The sequence below is a fragment of the Streptomyces yatensis genome, assembly GCF_018069625.1.
GTDB lineage: Bacteria > Actinomycetota > Actinomycetes > Streptomycetales > Streptomycetaceae > Streptomyces > Streptomyces yatensis.
Window position 1 is genome coordinate 9,480,894 of record NZ_CP072941.1, and the last position, 20,760, is coordinate 9,501,653.

The window sequence follows — 20,760 nt, forward strand, 5'->3', positions numbered from 1 at the left end:
AAGTCGACCGGAGAACGCCCTCGTCGATGCCTGACGCCGGGTCATACTGGAACGGTTCCGGGGCCACGCCTTTTTGATCATGGATCTCGGAAACACGACCTCGGGGGAATAGGAGATGGGTCGGTGGAGAACGTCCCAGAGTGCGCGGAGCCCACGCTCCGGATCAGTCATACCCACTTCCCGGTGGAGACCCTGGGCCCGGGGCGGCGCCTGGGCATCTGGACCCAGGGCTGCGGCCTGGCCTGCGCCGGCTGTATGTCACGGCACACCTGGGATCCGCTCGGCGGCGCCTCCCGTACGGTCTCGTCCCTGCTCGGGCTCTGGCGCGAGGCGTTGGCGCGGGGCGCCGACGGGCTGACGGTCAGCGGCGGCGAGCCGCTCGACCAGCCCGCCGCTCTGGAGGCCCTGCTGGCCGGGGCGGTGCGGGCCCGTGCGGAGGCGACGGCACCGGGCGGCCCGGCGGCGGGCCGTGAGATCGACATCCTCCTCTACACGGGATACGAGCAGGAGGAAGTGGAGGGCGACGCGGCGCGCTCCGCCGCCGTCGGCCACGCGGATGCGCTGGTGACCGGGCGCTTCCGGGCGGCCGAGCCCACCGCCCTGGTGTGGCGCGGCTCGGCGAACCAGCGGCTGCGGCCGCGTACGGCGCGGGGGTGGGCGCGCTACCAGGAGCATCTGGCCCGGACGGAGAGCGGGCCGCGTCTGCAGATGGTCGAGGGGGAGGGCGATGTGCGGCTCTACGGAGTGCCGAGGCGGGGCGAACTGGCCGCGCTGGAGCGCCGGTTGCGGCGGGCGGGGATCACCCTCACCGGTGCCAGCTGGCGCCCCTGAGCGAGAGCGCCCGGCCGGACGGCACGGCGGGCGGCGGGCCCGGCGGGCGCGGCCACAGAGGGTCCGCGGCCTCGGTCGGCTGTGGTCACCGAGTGCCGCCGGTCTCGGTGGGTGGCGGTCACCGAGGGCCGAAGGTCTCGGTTGGTGGCGGTCGCACGGCCCTGAAGGTCTCGGTCGGTCGTGGTCGCACAACCCCGAAGGTCTCGGTCGGTGGTGGTCACAGCGCGCCGACGGCCTCGGCGATCTCCCGGCTGCGGACCACCAAGTGCACCCGCCAGCGGGCGTCCCGGGCGAGTTCGTCCCGGATCGCCCAGCGCAGCCAGGTCGCGCTGACCGCCGGTGCCAGACCACCCCGGCCCGCGCCGAGCAGCGGAAAGCAGATGGAGGACAGGGCGGGCTCGTACCGGTCGCGCTCCGCCCGCGCGAGCGCGAAGCACGCGCTGACCGCGCGGGCGATGCTCTCCGGGCGGACCTCGTACGTATCGTCCCGCGGGGTGGCGACCGCGGCGTGGTAGATCCGCCGGACGCCGCGCGCGGCGAGCGCTCCCGGTGCGGTGGGCACCACCGTGCCCGGCCGGATAGGCAGCCCCGGGCGGCCGTGGGCGCGCAGCCACCCGGCCAGTTCACGGGCCAGCACATCGTCCACGATCTCCCCGGCGGGGTCGCGTACGGCCGCTGCCAGGCGCAGCGCGCCGGACACGGTGGGGCGGAAGGTCTTGGACATCTCCAGATAGACGTTCTCCGAGGAGACCAGCACCTCGATGTCCCGCAGCAGTTCGATGGGCGAGACATGCAGGGTGAACGTGCTCCGCGCGTCCACCGGCACGCTGTCGACCCGCAGCGGAGGCTCCTGACCGGCCCGGCCACTCCGCGCGATGGTGCTCTGCCCGGTCGGGCCCGGTCCGCCGGAGGGCTGTGGCCCGGTGCCCGGTCCGGGGCTCTGCCCCGCCGAGCCCGGTTTCCCGGGGAAGGGCGGAGGCTCCCGCAGGATGGTCAGCACGGCCTCGGTGAGTTGCTGGACGACCTGCGGTTCCTGCTGCTTTCGGAACCGCTCGGGGGTGACTCCGTATACGGCGGCGGCCATCTTGCGGCGGTCATGGGCGGGCGCGCCCCGGCGGTCGGGGAGCAGTCCGAAGGTGTGGGCCGCGGCCTGGCCGAGCAGATCCCGCTCGCCGAGGCGCCGTACCGCCTCCCTGAGCAGCGCCTCGATACCGGCCGGGGCGTCGTCGGAGCCATCGCAGAAGCCGCCCGCCACGGCCGCGGCACGCAGCGCCGGCCGATCGGTCCTGCGCAGATCCGGCAGTCCGGGTCTGCGTATGCCTTTCAGTTCTTCCAGGAGTTGATCGTATGTGGGCGAATTTGACGCAAATGGCTCCTGACTCATGGTCACCAGGCTAGCGACCGGCCAGGAAAGAGGAAATCGTCCTCTCGGTGGCCGTGCGGTGCCGTGCCGCGGCGGGCTTTGTACCGCCGGTAATTCACGCCGTGCTGGAACAGATTTCCGATTTCCCGGGTTCCGCTTTCTTGATCCACGGCCCGGCGGCCCCCTGCCGCCGCTCTCGCCGCCATTGAATCCGAACCGCCCACCCGTTCACGAGGTGACCTTTGTGACCCATCCGCACGAGCAGCCGCCCCCCACGGAATCCGAGGACGACGAGGACTACGGGGCCTACGGGGCTTACGGGGACGACGAGCGATACGCAGCCCACGGGGACCACGGATACCACCGGGACCAAGCGGAGCCCGAAGAGCGGCGCGCCCACGACGCCGGGCCGCCGCCCACCGAACACGAGGAGCCGCCTCCGTCGGCGGCGACCACGACGGTCGGGCCCACCGAACACGAGGAGCCGCCTCCGTCGGCGGCCGCCACGATGGCCGGGCCCACCGAGGACGAGCTCCTCTCGGCGGCGCCCGCGCAGGTCGCGCACGGGGGTCGCGACCTGCGCGGGGACACCGGAGCGCTGCCGGTCTCGCTGCGCGGCCGGTTCCGCCTGAGAGCCGTGCTGCGCCGCCCCGACCATCCGCACCAGGCGGCCGTCTACCGCGTCGAGGACGAGCGCGGCAGCCATATCCTCAAGTGGTACCACCGCGGCCACGCCCCGGACCGCCGGGTGTGGGAGCTGCTGCGGGACCGGCCGCGCCGGCACCTGACCCACTTCACCGAGACCGGCGACACCGGGGCCGACGGCCATCCGTACGACCTGGCGCCCTCCTACGGCGAGACCGACCTGGCCGGATATCTGAGGGACAACCCCGGCCCGGCCGACCCCGTGCTCATCCACAGCGTCGTACGGCAGCTGCACGAGGCCCTCACCACCCTGCACGAACTGAACATCGTCCACCGGGACATCAGCCCGGCCAACATCGTGCTCGGCAGCCTCGACCCGGCCGCCCCGGACCTCGTGCTCGTCGACTTCGCCGTCTCCGCCCACGAACCCGCCGAGCGCTACACCCGCGACGAGCGCTGGGTCGGCACCGCCCTCTATATGTCCCCGCAGGCGTCGCTGCGCCACCAGCTGATCCACCCGCCCGCCGACTGGTGGTCGCTCGGCATGATCGTCGCCGAGATGGCCGGTGGGCGCCATCCCGTGCGGTTCACCGACAACGACTTCGTCCGGGAGGAGATCAGCTCCCGCGCCCCGGATCTGTCCCTGGTCACCGACCACCGGCTGCGGCTGCTGTGCATGGGGCTGCTCACCCGCGACCCCGACCACCGCTGGGGAACCGACGAGGTGGCGCAGTGGCTGGTGGGCGGCTCGCCACCGATCGCCCCCTGGGAGGCGGGCACGGCACCCGGCGCCTCGGACCCGGAAGACGCCCCGGGCATCGAGCCGTTCGCCTTCCTCGACGAGCACTACACCAGGCCGAAGCAGCTGGCCAGGGCGTTCAGCGAGAACTGGCGGCCCGCCCGGCAGCTACTCTCCCGGCGGCGCGGCCGGGGCGAATTCACCCGCTGGCTACGGCAGTTCGAGGGCGCACCGGACCGCGATGCCGGTGAACTGGCGGCGCTGCTGGACCTCCTGGAGCCGCAGCACCCCGCGGCTGGGCCACGTGAGCCGAAGCCGGTCACGATGGTGCGGCTGATCTCCTGGCTCGGCCCCACCCTCGACGCGTCCTACCGCGGGGTGCCGCTGGACCACGCGGGGCTGGGGGAGTTGCTGCGTGAGGCCGGGCGCGGCGATGAGTTCGCCCTCTCCGTCGTGGCGGACCTGCGGGACCACACCATCCTGCCGCTGCTGGACTCACGGCCCGGCGGCGATGGGCTCGCCGAGGTGCAGCAGCGCTGGCTGACGGCCCGCTCCCGCTGGCAGCACACCGTCGACGAGGTGCTCCACGAGTCGCCGTGGCTGCGCGACCGCCGCGCCGAGGTGCGCGCCGCCACCCGGCTCGACCGCTCCCGGCTCGCCGCCCTCCTGTCGCTCGCCGTCGCCCCCACCGCGCACCGGCGCAGGCTCCGGGAGCGCACCGCCCGCGTCCAGGCCTCGCTGCCACAACCGGTGGCCTGGTACGGACGGCTGGTGCGCGACCCCGACGATCTGGTGCGGCTGCAACTGGCCGAATGGCTGGGGGGATTCGCCGAGCAGGAGTCCTCGGAGACGCAGGGGCGGCTCGAGGGCGAGCGCGCCCTGCTGCGCCAGGAGCGGGACCTGGACGTGGCCACGCTGTGGGTGCGCAGACAGGACATGCTGCCCACCCTCGGCTGGGCCCTCGGCGGAGCCGTCGCCTTCGTCTTCCCGTGGATCTTCGTGATCGGCCTGGGCGATCTGGTGGGATGGCCCGCCCAGCGCGCGGTGGTGACGGCGTGGATGCTGGCCGTCCCGGCGGCCGCCGCCGTCCTGGCCCTGGAGCTGTGGACGGCGTTCCGCATCGGCAGCCCCGGCTACCACCCGGACCGGTCCCTGGCCGGGCTGCTGATCGACCGTGCGCTGCCGGTGGCCCGGTTCATCCGCCGCCCCGGCTCCCGCTTCCCCGTCCAGGGCCTGCTGATCCTCCCGGTCATCGCCCTGTTGTGGGCCACCGTGGCCTACGCCCCCTGGGTGTGGCCGCTGGCCACGGTGGCCGTCCTCGTCTGGTGGACCTGGCACCGGCTGCGGTGCTGGCGCCGCTACGTGGCCGAGCTGCGCGGCCGGGACGAACGGCACCGCCCCGGCTACCCGAGGGCGGCCGCCCCGCCGACTCCAGGGAGCCTCACATGAGTTCAGGACAGGCCATTGCCGGCATCGGCGATGTGATGCCCGATGTGTACTTCCCCCCGCCGCCGACCGTCGAGACCCTCCATCACACGGTCCCCGACACCGTCACCAACACCGTCCCGCACACCGGGGTGTCGCACGACGCGGTCCATGGCACCGGGCTGACGGACCACCTCGGCACCCAGGCCGGGCAGCACCTCGCCGACGCCGTGCACCAGACCACCGGCCATGCGCTGAACGCCGCCATGGACCAGCTGCACGACCTGATGGTGCCCGCCCTGATCGGCCTCGGCTCGCTCAGCGGGGCGCTGCTCGTCGGCCGCGCCACCATGGCAGGGGCGCAGGTGCTCGCGGCCGCCGCCATCCGGGCCGCCGAGGACCAGGCCGCTTTGCGTCAGCGGCAGTTGGACGCCCGGCAGGCCGCCGCGTGCTGGCGGGACGCCGCCTTCGCGGCCGTCCGGGCCAACGCCCGCATCGACACCCTGCGCGCGCGGATACGGCGGGCCGGCCCCGACGGGCCACCGGAACCGCCCGACCTGCCACCGCCGTTGACCCTGGCGGGCAAGAAGCTGGACGAGGCATGGCGGCAACTGGCCGAGACCGACCACCGGTTGCGCCACGCGGAGGCCGCCTACGCACGGGCCACCATGGAGGCGGCCGCCCGCCCGGTGACCGGAGCGCATCCCGAGCACACCGGCTGGCACGCGACCCTGCGCGCCCGCCGCCGCCGGGCGCTGGAGGCGTACGAGGAGGCCGCCACCGAAGCCGAGGCGCGCGGTGCGCTGCCGCAGCCGCCGCCCGCCGCCACCGTGGCCCCCACCGAGGAGGAGGTGCTGCGGCTGGGCGCGGACCTGCTGGCCATGCTTCCGCGGAATGTGTCGGCGGCCGACTACCGGCTGGTGGAGGAGAGGGTCACCGTCGCCGCGGAGGTCGCCGCCCGGCGCCCCGCCGCGGCCAAGCGCCATCTGCGGGAAGCCGCCGGGTTCGCCGAGCGGATGACCCGCGACGCCGAGCGGCGGCAGGAGACCGAGGAGTGGGCCGCCCAGCAGCTCGCCTTCCTCCGCGACGACCACCCCGGAACTCCCCGTGACGACCAGCCCGGCACCCCCGTTCCGCTGCCCGATGCCACGGCGGAGATCGCGGTCCTGGAGCGCTTTCTGTACCAGGGCGGGACGCTGGCGGAGGCCGAGCGTGTGCGCGTCGCGGCCCGCGTCGGCGAGCGGGTCGACGTGTATCAGCGGATGTACGCCACGGAGGTGATCCGCGCGGCGGTCCGGCGGTCGCAGCCCGAGACGGCCGGATGCACCACCTCCGGAGCGGTGCAGATCATCGACTGGACCCCGCCGGGCTGGGGGGAGGAGCACTGGCTCCGCGTCAGCGTGGAGGCCGGGGGCGCCGCCCGGGTCGCCACCATGCACCGCGAGCGCGACCCCGCCGAGGAGACCGACGACGATCTGGACCTCGACTGGCAGCGGTGCCACGAGGCCCCCGAGCATCTGGGGAAGCTGTGCGAGCTGACCGAACGGGCCGGGCTCAGCGTCCCGTTCGACTTCGGCGAGCTGCCCGCACGACCCGTCCGGCGCATGGGGGACCGGCCCGCTCGGAACCACACCGGACCCAAGGCCCGCCACCGTGACCAGGAGAGGAAGTCATGACCGAGCCGGTGACGTCCCCGGGCCGCGACGACCGCAGGCTCCCGGCCTTCGCCGAGGAGCTGGTCGGCACGCTCGGCGTCCAGTCCCAGTACGTCCTGCACGGCAGCATCCGGGACATCCACCTCGTCCGCCACGACAAGGACCCCGACGAGGGCGGCCCCGAGGCCACGTACGACGCCCATCACACCCTCACCGAGGTCCTGTGGAACGCCCTGTGGCAGGAGGGCTACGAGGCGCTGATCCGCTTCGACATCGCGGACGGCTTCACCGTCGTCGTGGGCCCTGCGGCCCAGGAGATCCGCGAGCTGCTGCACGGGCGGGACGCCGCCAGGCCCGGGCGCGCCCGGCGCGCCGACACCCCCGTCCACCTGGCCGACGCGGAGCGGACGCTGCGCGACATCATCACCGGCTGGAAGCAGCAGGGGCGGCAGCCGAAGACACCGGACGGCCGGCCCCGCCCGGACCCGGCACCGCGCCAACAGCCCTACCGGGTGGTGTTGTTGATCGACTACGCCGCCCGGATCCCCACCGATGTCACCCGGCTCAGCGATCCGGAGCGGGACTTCTTCCTCAACTGCCTGAAGCTGGCCGAGGACGCACGGCCGATCACCTCCCCGGGCAGCGGACGGCGGCTGTTCAACCCCGTGATCTGGCTGGCCGACGGGGAGCGCGATCTGCCCACCTGGCTGGTCGCGGGCAGCGAACGGGTCCGTACCATCGGCATCCCGCTGCCCGACCTGGGCAGCAGGCGGCGCATGGCCGAGCTGCTGGCCGAGGAGCACACCGCCGCGTCCGGGTCCGAGGGCGAAGACGACGGCGGGCCGGTCCGGCTCGACAAGCGACGGCCGCTGAACGAACACGACATCGACACCTTCGCGCGGGCCACCGCCGGGCTGACCCTGCGCGCGATGCGGGAGAGCGCCCGTATGGCGCTCGACCGCGGGCTGTCGTTCGCCGAGATGCGGGACGCGGTCCGCGTCTACCAGCTCGGCGTCAAGGACAACCCGTGGCAGGCGGACTACATCCGCAGGCAGATCAAGAAGGGCGAGGCGGACCTGCGGGCGCGGGTGAAGGGCCAGGAGAAGGCGGTCGGCAAGACCCTGGACATCCTCAAGCGCGCCGCGCTCAGCCTGTCCGGCGCCCAGGCGTCCCACCCCGGCAGCCGGCCGCGCGGGGTGCTGTTCTTCGCCGGGCCGACCGGCACCGGCAAGACCGAGCTGGCCAAGTCGGTGGCCAAGCTGCTGTTCGGCACCGAGGACGCCTGTCTGCGCTTCGACATGAGCGAATTCTCCGCACCGCATTCGGTGGACCGGCTGCTCGGCGCACCACCGGGATATGTGGGCTACGAGGCCGGTGGCGAACTGACCACGGCGGTGCGCAACGACCCCTTCCGGGTGGTGCTGTTCGACGAGATCGACAAGGCCGACAAGGGGGTGCTCGACAAGTTCCTCCAGGTGCTCGAGGACGGCCGGCTCACCGACGGGCAGGGCGTCACCACGTACTTCAGCGAATGCGTGCTGATCTTCACCTCCAACCTCGGGGTCAGGAAGCGGACCGGCGAGGGCGGACGCGGACACGAGGGGCGGGTGGCCGAGCCCGGGATGCCGTACCACCAGCTGGAGGAGATCATCCTGGCCAATGTGAAGGAACACTTCGTCGAGGAGATCGGCCGCCCGGAGCTGATGAACCGGCTCGGCGGCAATGTGGTGGTCTTCGACTACATCGACGCCAAGGTGGCCGCCGAGATCTTCGACTCGCAGGTGGGCAACATCCAACGGGTGCTGCGGGAGGAGCAGGGAGTGCATCTGCGCCTCTCCGACGAGGCGCATCGGGCGCTGTCCGCCTACTGCACGGCGGATGTCGACAACGGCGGCCGGGGGATCGGCATGCTGCTGGAGACGCATCTGATCAACCCGCTGGCACGGGCGCTGTTCGACCAGGAACGGCTGTCGGGCACGGCGGTCACCGTCACCGGTGTGCGGCCCGCAGGGGACGGCACGGTCGCCCTGGACCTGCGGGTGGTGCACACGGGGGACGCCGATCCCGGTCCCGGGGGCGGCCGATGAGCGAGAGGGCCGCTCCCCCGGGGTGGATTCACATACCGGACGGCGAGGAACTGGAAGGCCCAGAGGAAGGGGAGACAGCGCGGAGGCCGGGCGAGGCACCGGCGCCTGAGCCGATCGCGGAATCCGCACCCCGGCCCGCGCCGGGCACGGCCGGTGTCGAGGTGTCCGCGCCCTGCTGGAACTGCCGTGCGCCGGTGGCCCCCCGGGACGCCCGCTGCGCGTCCTGCGACCGTACGCGCACCCATGTGCTGCTGGTCTGCACCGAGCCCTGTCTGGAGCTCCGCCACGGCCCGGGCCCTCCGCTGCACCTCGGCCGCCACCCCGACTGGGCACCGCGGACCGCCGCCGCGTTCGCCGGCTGGAACAAGATCTCCCGGCAGCATGCGTCGCTCACCGTGGAGCCGGACGGAAGCGCCTGGGTCGAGGAGCCCGAGGCGGGCACCCGCAACGGCACGTATCTCAACGGCGCCCGAATCGCGCCCGGCGTGCGCACCCCCGTCCGCGACGGCGACCAGCTCCGGCTCGGGCTGCGGGTCGGCTTCGTCGTACGGCTGTACGGACCGGGGCCCGGCACCGGCTGAGCCGGTGCCGGGCGGTGTCGCGGGGCGGCGACCCCGGGCCGCCCCGCGCGCTCATGCCCGCGTACCGGGCGGAATGACGACCGCCCGCAGCGGCGCCAGCAGGCGGTTGGCCTCGCCCGCCCCCTCGAACGTGCCCAGGTTGTGCGCCTGGCCGGGCACCGCCTTCAGCGGCTCCTCCCCGCAGCGATCGCCGAACAGCACCAGGGCGGGGTGCGGGCGGTGCCGCCGTGACTGCCACACCAGCCCCTGGGCGTCCGGCACCTGGCGCCGGATCTCCCGCGCCCAGGCGCGGGTCTGCGCGTACTCGTCGGTCTCCAGCAGCCAGGAGGTCTGGAACACCGCGGCCAGGTCCTCCTCCCGGACCAGCCGCACCAGGACCAGATCCTCGGTCACCCGCACCTTGGACAGCGAGCGGGTGGCCGCCAGCGCCCACGGCACCTGACGCCGGGCCTCCGGCCCGGTGAACTCCATGTCCCGCAGCATCACCTCGGCGAGCGTGGTGGCCGGTTCCACGGCCGCGTACAGATACGGATACCGGTCCTCGGCGGTGGCGTCGAAGCGGTTGCCACCGAAGAAGGAGTGCGCGGGCTTCGGGTTGAACTCGGTGCAGGGGTAGGCGGTTTCATGACACCGCCACAGCTCGGTGCCCGCGCTCAGGACGAACAGATTCGGGCTCATACGTGCGCCCTCGGGGGGCGCCTGCCTCACCATCCGCCGTCTCCCAGCAGCGCGGCGGCGGCCTCGGTCAGCCGCGCGTCCGGCACCTGCCCCACCAGGGCGGCCGGCGCGTCGCGCAGCCAGGTGTTGCCACCGAGCCACCAGTCCGCGGCGCCCCAGGGATCCTGGTCCGACAGCAGCATCCTGTTGATCCGCTGCACCACCGGCCGTGGCTCACCGGTGTCCGGGTCGAACTGGAAGTCAGGGTAGCGATCGCCGCGCTCCGGGTCGGAGAGGCGGATGAGCCCGGCCCCGGCGGGATTCTCGGCGGCGGCGCCGATGAGCTGCTCCGGGCCCCGCGCGGGGGCGGTCAGCAGCCGGTCCCGTACGGCCCGGGCGATCTCGGCGCTCGCGGGGTCCAGCGCCGGCCAGTCCACCGACTCCAGCAGCCGGATCAGATCGGCCAGCCGGTCGGCGTCCGGCACGACCGCGGAGGGAGCGGCGCCCCCGGACCGGAACTGGTCCAGTCTTCTGCGCAGTTCGTTCTCGCGGGGGAGGGGCCGCAGCGCCAGCCGTATCTCCCGCAGCGCGGCGCGCACGGCCCTGGCGTCGTCCCCGGCGGCCCGCAGCCGCAGCACGCTGTCCTGGAATCCACTGAACTGCGTGGCGGTCAGCGAGGCGCGGATCTCCGGCAGATGCCGACGCAGCAGCTCCAGGAGATCGTCGGTGGTCATGGCTGTCGTCCTTCCACGGGTGCGTGCGGAGTGGGGTTGCCCTGGTGGATGAATCCGGCCCAGGAGACGATCCGGGCCAGGCCCCCCGTATCGCTCTGCGTCTCGGCCAGCAGCGGGCCGGTCAGCCCGGGGACGGGACGGCGGTCGTGGTCGAGCATCCACAGCTGGGCGGCGCGCAGGGCATCCGGCGGGGCCAGTCCGGCGACGGTCAGGTGGTGGTGGAAGACCACCATCAGCGCGGCGGACGCGCTGTCCGAGACCTTCCACCGCGAGCCGACCACATCCGTGGCACCACGCGCCAGCAGTGCGGTGGTCGGCGTCAGCGCCTCGTCGTGGTCGCGGCTGCTGAGGTCCGTCTCGCAGGCGCTGAGCACGATCAGCGGCCCGGTGGCGGCCCGTTCCCCGGCGGGTACGTCGAGAATGCGCGTCACCGTCAGCCTGCCCGGGCCCGGGGCGGCTTCGAGGTCCGGGGCGTCCTCCGGGGCCGGGCCGGCCAGGTGGAGGGCCGAGTCGGTGGGTCGCATCCCGGCCAGGCCGTGCACCACCAGATGCAGCATCGAGGCGGCGGGCGCGGCCGGGTCTCCGGGGAGGTGGGAGAGCACGTCCTCGGGGGTGCCCAGCGCGTTCTCGGGGGCATCGTCGTGCCAGCCGTAGAGCAGGGCCGTGGTGTAGTACGCGGTGCGCAGGGCCGACACCTCGTCCTGCGCCCACGTCAGATCCCCGCTCGGATCGGCCACCAGGACCGCGCGCTCGCCCGCCGGCACCCGGCCGCGCCGGGCGGCCCGCAGGAACTCACCGCCGGACGCGGCGTAGGAGATGACCGCGTCTTCGCAGGCGTAGGTGTACGGACGCCGCGCACCGGCCCGTGGCCCGGGGAGGCGGGCGGCGTGCCAGGGAACGGCACCGAGGTTGCCGCACGGCACGAGGACCAGCCGGACCGGCGTGTTGTGTTCCTCGCGCCCCTCCGCCCGGGGGCCCAGCGCGTCCAGTACGGGGCCGAGGACGGCCGGGCCCGCCCAGTCGCACAGCCCCTCCAGCGCCGCCTCCCAGTGCCGATGCGCCTCGGCGTGGGCGTCCATGCCGTGCTCGGATACGGCGGACCGCCGGGCGCCCGCGTCCAGATAGCGCTCCAACGGCTCCCGGCCGGGCGCGCCGAGCCCCGGCAGCGCCAGCGCCGTCGGCTCAGCGGCGCTCCGTACCAGGACGGCCACGCCGTCGGCGGTGCCCCGCCCGGGCACCAGATACACCAGGGCGTCGGTGCCGGTCGCGCACAGCGCCTCCCGCAACTCCCCGATGTCCGGGGCGCCGAGCAGCCCGCGCAGCGGTGCCTCGCCGCTGTCCCGCCGCAGCACGTCCAGCGCGCGGCGGCGCAGCCTGCTGGGGATCTCGACGCCGGGGGCGGCCGACATGACCTGCGTAAGCGCGCTCCGGACCTGGTCCGGGGTACCGCCGCCGGTGCCGGGCGCGAGTCCGCCGCCGGTCGGCGCGGCCGGGGCCGGGAGGTCCCGTACGGCGGCCCGCCACTGCTCGGCCAGCTCCGCCTCGCCCCGGGCGGCCAGCTGCTCGGGGATCCCGGCGGCCGCGGCCGCGGCCCGCAGCACCAGGCCACGCCCGTTCTCCAGCGACGCCACGGCCTCCTCGATCCGGCCGTCCACGGCGGCCCAGTGGGCGGCGAGCAGTCCACGGCTGGCCCCTGCCCTGGCCACCTCCAGGCCGTGCTCGGCGCCCAGTTGCAGCAGCACGTCCTCGGCCAGCACCCACAGCGAGGCATGGGCGGTGGCGACGGCCGCCCCCGTGTCATCGCGCTCGCGGTCCTCGCGCAGCCGGTACGCCTCGGCCAGCTCCCACAGCAGCTTCTGCCGGATGGCCGGGCTGGTGCGCTCGGTCAGTTCCCGCCTGGCCTGTTCCAGCTCCCCGACCGCCTCCTCCAGGTCGGAGCGGTCGCCGGTCGACCTGTGGACGGTGAGCAGCGCCATCCCGATGCCTTGCCGGATCCACACCCGCTGGTCGGGGGTCGAGGCGGGGCCGTCCAGGGCCCGGCGGGCCCTGGCCACGGCCTCGGAGACCCGTACGGGATCCGGTTCGATCATGGAGAACAGGGCCAGCAGGGGCGCCCACTGCGCGTCCATGAGGGGCCGCGCGAAGGTCGGGAGCCTCGGGTGGTTCGCCGCCTCCTCGAAGTAGGCCACGCCGGCCCGCAGTGCGGGGATCCCGCCGTCCAGCGTGGCCAGGCTCAACTGCGCCTGGCCCAGCAGGAAGAGCACCAGGAACTGCCACTCGCTGTCCTCGCCGGCCTCCTCCAACAGGTCGAGCAGCTCGTCCAGCAGCTCCTCCAGCGTTTCGGCGTCCCGCTCGTCCAGCGCTTCGTCGAGGCGCAGTTGGAGGTGCATGCTCCGGGAGCACAGCCTCAGCCCCTCCGCGCCGGGCCCGGTCGCGTGTGCGGATTCGAACACCGAGGAGGCGGGGCCGAAGAGCGCGTCCAGGCGGGCACGCGCCTGGTCGCGGTCGGTGAGATTGCCGCCCAGGATGTTGGCCGCGGTGAGCAGTCCGGGCGAGATGACCCCGGCCATCCAGTCCACCCGTCCGGATCCGTTACCGGCGGCCGTGCCGATCAACTCGGCCGCCTCGGCCAGCCGGTCGGCGTCACCCGTGCGCATACCGCGCGCCATGCGGCTCATCGCGGCGCGCATCGCGGTCTCCGCCTCTTCACCGGCCGGCCCCTTGCTCACCTCGTTGACCAGGGCCTCCAGATCCTCGGTCCGGATGGTGCCGGGCACTTCGAGCTCCAGCATGAGCGCGGCCTGCGCGAAGGTGAGGGCGGCCTCCTCCGCGCTGAGCTCCTCCAGCCGATCGGTCTCATCGCCTCCGCCTGCCGCGGTCGTGGCGAACTCGGTGGCCATCCCGCACAGGGCCTGAATCAGCGGGGAGTTGGCGTCCGGCATCCGCTCCGCCAGTTCCGCGGCCAGGGCGGCCATCTGCTCGAAGTCCCCGGAGCGCGCGGCGGCGGGCACCCGCTCCAGGGCCTCGGCCGCCCAGGACAGGGGTTCGGCGACGTCTTCGGGCAGGGTCGGCAGCAGGTCGGTCAGCAGTCCGCGCAGCTCGGCCAGATCGGCGGTGAGTTCGGGCTCGCCCACCACCACTTGGCGGCCCACATGGAAGGATTCGAGGAGGCGGGGCAGCGTGCCGTCCCATCCGGCAGTCATACCGGGCGTCAGCAGCAACCGCACCAGGTGGAGGGTGGAGGCCCGCTCGTCCGACGGCTCGAGCGTCCCACGGGCGCGCGCCGCCCGCAGCACCCGCAGGCCCCGGCTCCGGTCGTCGTCGGTGGGGTGGTGCCGGTAGCGCTCGGCGTACAGGCCGCCGAGCCGGGCGCGCACGGTGCACAGCAGCGCGTCCTCCTCCGGCACGGCGGCCGCCGCCAACGCCGCCTCCAGTTCGCCCAGTTCGGCGATGAGGCGGTCGAGCGACCCGGGGTCGGCGTCGGCGTCGGCGGGCGAGTCCACGGGCGACCGAGTGCCGTCGGACGATCCCTTGGCCGCCGGGCCGTCGGGCGGGGGCGGGCCGTCCGGCGGGGGCGGGACGATCCACGCCAGCGCGTCGGCCGCCGCTCGTTCGGCTCGGTCACGTAATGCCACGAGGTCCTTGCCGTGCATGAAACGTCCCCCTTCGCCATGCCCCACTCATCATCCGCCCGGCCGCCCGAGCACAGGACCCCTTTGATCGCTCTTTCCGGAAACCGCCCGGAAGACGTCCTCGAATCGCCCAGTCGGATACGCGGGTTCGGGGCCGCGCGGGAACTCCCGCCCCGTGGTCACGGCGAAAAGGGACATGGGGTGAATGATGCGACATCCTGTCACGCCCGGTGAAACACCTTTATCGATGCGTGACCAAATGTGTGGGTGGTGTGCTTGCCCGCGCCCTACCCTCGCCGGTGGCTCAACGTTTCTGCACAGAACCCCCGCGGCGAGAAGGACGGAACGTACATGTACGGCACGATCGACGGGTTCAACTACGGGGTCACCACCCCGCTGGCGGCCTACCTCATGGCCTGTCTCGGGGGAGCCCTCGGCTTACGTTGCACCGCCCGGTCGGTGCGTACTCAGCGCTCCTGGAAGCCGGGCTGGCTCGCGCTCGGATCCGCGTCGATCGGCTCGGGCATCTGGACGATGCACTTCATCGCCATGATGGGGTTCCATGTGAAGGAAACCCCGGTCGGCTTCGACATACCGACCACCCTTCTCAGCCTTCTGGTGGCGATCGTCGTCGTCGGCATCGGCGTCTTCATGGTGGGCTACCGGGGCGTCTCCCGGGGGGTGCTGCTCTCGGCCGGTGTGTTCACCGGACTCGGCGTCGCGGGCATGCACTACATCGGGATGTCCGCGATGCGCATGCAGGGGCATCTGGAGTACTCCGTGCCGACCGTGCTGCTCTCCGTCCTGATCGCGGTCGTGGCCGCGACCGCCGCCCTCTGGGCCGCCGTGACCATCCATGGCTTCCGCGCCAGCCTGGGATCGAGCATGGTGATGGGGGTCGCGGTGACCGGGATGCACTACACGGGCATGGCCGCGGTCAGTGTCCGGCTGGACGATGTGCTCGGCGCCTCCGTCGGCGGTAATGCGCCGGCTTCGCTGATCCTCCCCATGCTGATCGGCCCGGTGATCTTTCTGGTGGTCGCGGGGACCATCATCATGTTCGATCCGCTGCTGGTCCTGGGCGAGGGGGAGTGGAACGAAAAGAAGGCGGACAGCTCGCGCCTGCCCCCGCCACCACCTCGGCCCGTCTGGCCGGCCCGGCCGCCGGAGGACCCCGTTCAGGCCCCGGCCAGCCGCCCGGCCCCGCCCCACGGCGGCCAGGAATACGGCGGTTGGTGAACCCGCGGCCGGCGGTCCGGGGCGCGACGAGGCGGGCCGAGGCCGACGCGGCGGAGCGGGCATCGATCCGCCGCCAACGGCCACCCCCGCGCCGCGTCCCGTGGGCCCTGGGTGTGTTGTCCGGCGGATCTTCGCGGGCCCGCGACGCCTGGCACGGCACCTCGCTGCGTTGTCGGGGTCGTCCGAGTACGACCCGGTACGAGGACGACCCTCCGCCTTGCGATGCTCCCCCAGCTACCGCTGGGAGGTGCCCCCCGCACCAGACGCCGCGGGCTGATCCGCGAAGATGCATCGGACAGGGCCTAGTGGAACCGGCGCGTCCCCGACCAGCCCGGATCCCCCGTCATGGCGAACCGTACCCACGCGCCGTGCATCTCCTTGGCCAGCGACGGCGGGATGTCCGGGCCGAGCAGTCCGTTCGCCGTACGGAGCGCGGGCAGAGCGGTGTTGTCGAAGACGAACGGGACCTCCGCGGTGTGGCACGCGCCGAACGGCCCGCCCCGCCAGTCGAAGTCGTAGGTGAACACCTTGTCGTAGCGGGACACCAGCCGCTCACGGGCGTCGCGGAACATGGCGTCGATGCCCGCGCCGCGTTCCGGCCGCTGGTACAGCAGCGACTCCTGGGTGTTCGTGCCCACCAGCAGATCCACCGGATGCGGCGGGGACACCTCCTCCAGCTCATCGAGCACCACACCGAGCGGCGAGAGCCTCGGCCCCACCCCGGGCAGGCCGGCGAGCGCGGCCACCAGGCGTTCGTCGGGGATGTCGGCGAACGCCTCGGCCGTGGCCGCAATGCCCAGCCGGTCGGCCAGGGCCCGGGTCGTCTGCGCCGCCTCCGCGCCGGTCAGGGTGTGCAGCCCACCGCTCTGGCTGATCGCACCCCGGAACAGCCCGGCGGCCTCGGGCGTCACCAGGAGCGCACTGACGATCATCCCTCCCGCCGACTGCCCGAACACCGTCACCCGGTCCGGGTCCCCGCCGTAGCCCGCGATGTGCTCGCGCACCCACCGCAGCGCCGCGAGCACGTCCAGCAGCCCCCGGTTGCGCGGGGCGTCCGGCAGGTCGAGCCAACCCGGCGCGCCGAGACGGTAGTTGAGGGTGACCAGGACCACGCCGTCGCGGGCGAAGGACGTCCCGTCGTACAGCGGCGCCTGGCCGGTGCCGGAGAGAAAGCCGCCGCCGTGTACGAAGACCATCACCGGGGCGCTGCCGTCGGTCCGGGGTGTCCAGACGTTGACCGTCAGATAGTCCTCGCCACGCACCCAGCCCTGACCCAGCGCCGGGCTCAGGTCCACCGCGAACCGTCGCTCGGGTGCCGGAGCCGTCGGCCCCGGCCCATCGCCGCCTGGGGCACCGTGCACGGGGGTCGGCGCGGCGAACCGCGCGGCGCCGGTGGGCGCGGCCGCGTACGGGATGTTCCGGACCACGCTCACCGCCATGCCGCCCACTCCTTCACCGCGAACCGCCCGCCGTCCCGCCGCACTTCGGCCGCGCCCGCGCCGGGGAAGTGCGCGGGGAACAGCAGCGCGCGCTCGTCCGCGGCCTCGCCCAGCACCCGACGGCGGGCAACCCGCGCCCGGGGCTCGTCCTCGTCGAAACAGGGGCAGACGTCCGGCTCCACGATCTGCAGCGGGCTGTGCAGCACATCGCCCGCGAAGATCGCCCGATCCGTACCGGACCGCAGCCGCACCACACAGGAGCCGGGGGTGTGGCCGGGGGCGGGCTCGAGGCGCAGCTGGGCGTCGATGTCGTAGTGGTCGCCCTCCCACAGCACGGTCTGCCCGGCCTGGTGGACGGGGGCGACACTGTCCTCGAACACGTTCGCCATGCGGGGGCCGGAGCGGGTCCGGTGTCCGTTCTCGGGGTTCCAGTAGTCGAAGTCGGCCCGGGGGAACACATACTCCGCGTTGGGGAAGGTCGGCCGCCACTCGCCCTCCGTCCACGCGGTGTTCCATCCGACGTGGTCCCCGTGTACATGGGTGCAGATCACCAGGTCCACATCGGCCGGGCGGACCCCGGCCGCGGCCAGTTTCCCGAGGTAGTCCGTCTGCAGATGGTGGAAGAACGGCATATGCGGCCGCTCCCGGTCGTTGCCGACGCCGGTGTCGATCAGGATCGTCCGGCCCTCGCTGCGGAGCAGCCAGCTCTGGATCGTCGTGCGTACCTCATCGGCGGCCGGATCCAGGAATTCGGGTGCCAGCCAGCCCTCGTGCGTGCGCCAGTGCTCCATGGCCACGTCGGGGAAGACGAAGTCGCGTGGCAGACCCCTTGGGGCCACCTCTACCACGCGGGTGATCTCGACATTGCCAAGCGTGATGGTGTCCATGAGTCCAGCCTGTGCGTCCGCGGGCGTCGGCGGTATCCGTCATGTGACTGCACCACCGGGCTACTGCACCACGGGTTAGAGTCGAGGGATGACCATGGTCGGGCGGGAGAGTGAGAGCGCGGCCGTACTCGGTCTGACCAGCGGTGTGCTGATCCTTACGGGCGAACCGGGTGCCGGCAAGAGCACCCTGCTCGGCCTCGCGGCGGATCGCCACCAGGGCCGGGTGCTGCGGATGACGGGCAGCGAGAGCGAGGCGAACCTGACGTTCGCGGGGCTGCACCAGCTGCTGCGGCCGGTGCTGGGGGAGACCGCCGGGCTGTCGGCGCGTCAGCGGTCGGCCCTGCTCGGCGCCATCGGCCTGGAGGACGCCGAGTCCCATGGCACTGGCCGCGCGGAGGCCGAGCCCCACGACATCGGCCGCGTGGGGGCCGAGCCCTGCCGTATCGACAGCGGCCACGGTGGCCCGCCCGACCGGCTGCTGCTCGGCGTCGCACTGCTCACCCTGCTCTCGGACCTCGCCCGGCGATCGCCCGTCCTGGTGGTCGCCGACGATCTGCAGTGGATCGACGCCGGCTCGCTGGAACTGCTCGCCTTCGCCGCCCGGCGCATCGGCGACGAACCCCTCGCCGTGCTGGCCGCGGCCAGGGAACCGGCGGGCGAGGGCATCCGGGGCGGGGCCACGGCGCCGTTCTCCGGCTTTCCCGTGCGCACGCTGGGCCCGCTGGACGCGACCGCCGCGGGCCTCCTGCTGGACCGGCAGCCGTATCCGCCGACCGGCCGCGGCCGGCTGCGCATCCTCGACCAGGCCGCCGGAAACCCGCTGGCGCTGGTCGAACTGGCCCGGGCGAACGGCGCCTGCGGCGCGGACTCGGCCGACTCCGCCGAAGGCGAGCTCCTGCCGCCCACCGACCGTCTGATGCGGGTCTTCGCCGCCGACCTCGATCCCCTGCCCGAGGCCACCCGGCAGGCGCTGCTCCTGGTCGCGGCGGACGAGCGGGCGGTGGCGGGCCGGGTCGAGGCGCTGGCCCCGGCCGAGGCCGCCGGACTGCTGCGGCTCACCGGTGGCGGCCACGACGGCTGGCGGGCCCGCTTCCGGCATCCGCTGATCAGGTCCGCGATCTACCACTCCGCACCGCTGGCCGCCCGCCGTCAGGCCCACCGCGACCTCGCCGCGCTGCTCGGTGCCGAACCCGACCGCCGCGCCTGGCATCTGGCCGCCGCCGCGGACGGACCGGACGAGGAGATCGCCGCGGCTCTGGAGGAGTCGGCGGCCAGGGCGCTGGAGCGTGGCGGATACACCGCCGCCACCACCGCGCTGGAACGTGCCGCCGAGCTGAGCCCCGGGCGCCGCGACCGCGCCCGCCGCCTGGTGGCCGCGGCGGGTGCGGCGGTGTCCACCGGACAGCCGCACTGGGTGCGCCGGCTCGCCGCCGGTGCCGTGGAGCTCACCGACGACCCGGCGCTGTCGGCCGAGGCATCGCTGCGGGTGGGCCAGGTGCTCACGCTGAGCACCGAGCACGACACCGCGCTGTCCCTGCTGCTGCGGGCGGCGGAGGATCCCGGGCTGCGCCGGATCGCGCTCGCCTCCGCGTCGGTGGCGGGCTTCTACTCGGGCGACGAGGAATACCGCCTCACCGTACGGGCCCGGGCACAGGACGACCCCTGGACGCTCGCGGTGACCGACCCCACCGCGCACCGGTCCGAGCGGGTGGCGGCGATCCCGGCGCTGGTCGAGCGGGCGGACGGCGACCCCGCCCGGCTGATCTCGCTCGGCGCCATGGCCTGGCTGCTCGACGAGACCGCACTCGCGGTACGGATCTTCGACGACGCCCTCCACCGCTGGCGGCTGGGGGGCACCCTGCCCATCGGGCTCGGCTGCTCGGCCGGGTGGGCCTATCTGGACCACGGGCTGTGGGCCCAGGCCCGTACCGCCGCCGTGAACAGCAACTCCGCGGGTGCCGGGCTGCCACACCTCGACGCCGCCGCACGGTCGCTCGAAGCGGCCGCCCTCGCGCTGACCGGCCGGACCGACGAGGCCCGCACCGCGGGCTCCGCCGCGCTCGCCCTCGTCGATCCGCACCGCAGCCGCGCCGTCGCCGTCCGGGCCCGGTGGGCGCTGGGCATGGCCGCGGTGGCCGACGGCGACCACGTCGGCGCCTACGAGCAGTTCCGCCTGCTGTTCACGGCCGACGGCGAGCCCGTCCACTACGCGTGTTCCTTCCCCGCCGTCGCCGAACTGGCCGCCGCGGCCGTCCGCACCGGCCACGGCGCCGAGACCGCCGCCATCGTGGAGCGCATCGCCGACCGGCTCGCCGAGGACCCCTCGCCCCGGATGCGCATCCTGCTCCACCGCGCCCGTGCGCTGCTCGAACCGGCGGCTGCCGAGCCGCACTTCGCCGCGGCCCTCGCCGAACCCACGGGCGGCCAATGGCCCTTCGAACGCGCGCAGCTCCTGCTGGACCACGCCGAATGGCTGCGCCGCCGCCACCGCATCACCGAGGCCCGCCACCAGCTGAACACCGCGCTGGAGACCTTCCGCCGCCTCGGCGCCCGCCCCTGGATCGACCGCACCCAGGCCGAACTGCGCGCCGCCGGGATCGAATCCGCCCCCACCAGCCCCGACGCCCTCACCTCCCTGTCCCCGCAGCAGCAGCACATCATCCGCCTGGCGGCGCAGGGCCTGAGCAACCGTGAGATCGGCGAACGGCTCTTTCTCTCTCCCCGTACCGTCGGCTCGCACCTCTACCGCAGCTTCCCGAAACTCGGCGTCACCGCCCGCTCCCAGTTGCGCGACCTGATCGAGGCGTCCTCCCCGTCGTAGTGGCGGTGGCCACGCGGGCTCCCGG

General features: G+C 73.8%; 13 protein-coding genes. 7 read left to right on the top strand and 6 right to left on the bottom strand.

Features of this window, described 5'->3' with window-relative positions; genetic code table 11:
* Positions 1-123 precede the first annotated feature (123 nt).
* The gene (locus J8403_RS39580) at positions 124-831 is read left to right on the top strand and encodes a 4Fe-4S cluster-binding domain-containing protein (RefSeq protein WP_211127376.1); all 708 of its coding nucleotides are present in this window, start codon (positions 124-126) and stop codon (positions 829-831) included.
* A gap of 217 nt (positions 832-1,048) precedes the next feature.
* On the opposite strand, the gene J8403_RS39585 is transcribed toward J8403_RS39580, so the two are convergent.
* A complete protein-coding gene (locus J8403_RS39585) occupies positions 1,049-2,215 on the bottom strand; it encodes a macro domain-containing protein (protein ID WP_246586210.1) in 1,167 nt (388 codons plus the stop codon).
* Between the two features lie 223 nt (positions 2,216-2,438).
* Between J8403_RS39585 and J8403_RS39590 the strand changes: the two genes are divergently transcribed.
* The 4 genes from J8403_RS39590 (at position 2,439) to J8403_RS39605 (ending at position 9,326) form a co-directional block, all read left to right on the top strand.
* Entirely contained in the window at positions 2,439-5,027 is a 2,589-nt protein-coding gene (locus J8403_RS39590; protein WP_211127378.1) for a serine/threonine-protein kinase, read from the top strand.
* Positions 5,024-6,679 (top strand): hypothetical protein, encoded by a 1,656-nt coding sequence (locus tag J8403_RS39595; protein ID WP_211127379.1) that lies wholly within the window; start codon positions 5,024-5,026, stop codon positions 6,677-6,679. Before J8403_RS39590 ends, J8403_RS39595 begins: the two co-directional genes overlap by 4 nt.
* On the top strand, positions 6,676-8,745 hold the full coding sequence (locus tag J8403_RS39600; protein WP_211127380.1) for an AAA family ATPase: 2,070 nt from the start codon (positions 6,676-6,678) through the stop codon (positions 8,743-8,745). Before J8403_RS39595 ends, J8403_RS39600 begins: the two co-directional genes overlap by 4 nt.
* Positions 8,746-8,939: 194 nt before the next feature.
* Positions 8,940-9,326 (top strand): FHA domain-containing protein, encoded by a 387-nt coding sequence (locus tag J8403_RS39605; RefSeq protein WP_211127381.1) that lies wholly within the window; start codon positions 8,940-8,942, stop codon positions 9,324-9,326.
* A 51-nt stretch (positions 9,327-9,377) separates the two neighbouring features.
* Here J8403_RS39605 and J8403_RS39610 read toward each other — a convergent pair whose 3' ends face one another.
* From J8403_RS39610 to J8403_RS39620, 3 genes are read right to left on the bottom strand one after another with little or no spacing between them, the layout of a single operon-like run.
* Positions 9,378-10,004, bottom strand: coding sequence for an RES family NAD+ phosphorylase (locus tag J8403_RS39610; RefSeq protein ID WP_246586211.1), 627 nt, complete (start codon positions 10,002-10,004; stop codon positions 9,378-9,380).
* Between the two features lie 26 nt (positions 10,005-10,030).
* A complete protein-coding gene (locus J8403_RS39615) occupies positions 10,031-10,717 on the bottom strand; it encodes a hypothetical protein (protein WP_211127383.1) in 687 nt (228 codons plus the stop codon).
* On the bottom strand, positions 10,714-14,370 hold the full coding sequence (locus J8403_RS39620; RefSeq protein WP_211127384.1) for a CHAT domain-containing protein: 3,657 nt from the start codon (positions 14,368-14,370) through the stop codon (positions 10,714-10,716). The genes J8403_RS39615 and J8403_RS39620 overlap by 4 nt, the downstream gene beginning before the upstream one ends.
* A gap of 330 nt (positions 14,371-14,700) precedes the next feature.
* Here J8403_RS39620 and J8403_RS39625 point away from each other — a divergent pair, with 330 nt between their 5' ends.
* The gene (locus J8403_RS39625; RefSeq protein ID WP_211127385.1) at positions 14,701-15,588 is read left to right on the top strand and encodes an MHYT domain-containing protein; all 888 of its coding nucleotides are present in this window, start codon (positions 14,701-14,703) and stop codon (positions 15,586-15,588) included.
* Positions 15,589-15,890: 302 nt separating this feature from the next.
* On the opposite strand, the gene J8403_RS39630 is transcribed toward J8403_RS39625, so the two are convergent.
* Positions 15,891-17,027, bottom strand: coding sequence for a carboxylesterase family protein (locus J8403_RS39630; protein ID WP_211127386.1), 1,137 nt, complete (start codon positions 17,025-17,027; stop codon positions 15,891-15,893).
* Positions 17,018-17,914, bottom strand: coding sequence for an MBL fold metallo-hydrolase (locus J8403_RS39635; protein WP_211127387.1), 897 nt, complete (start codon positions 17,912-17,914; stop codon positions 17,018-17,020). The genes J8403_RS39630 and J8403_RS39635 overlap by 10 nt, the downstream gene beginning before the upstream one ends.
* Before the next feature lie 94 nt (positions 17,915-18,008).
* On the opposite strand from J8403_RS39635, the gene J8403_RS39640 reads away from it, so the two are divergent.
* Entirely contained in the window at positions 18,009-20,735 is a 2,727-nt protein-coding gene (locus J8403_RS39640) for a helix-turn-helix transcriptional regulator (protein ID WP_211128662.1), read from the top strand.
* Positions 20,736-20,760: the final 25 nt, after the last annotated feature.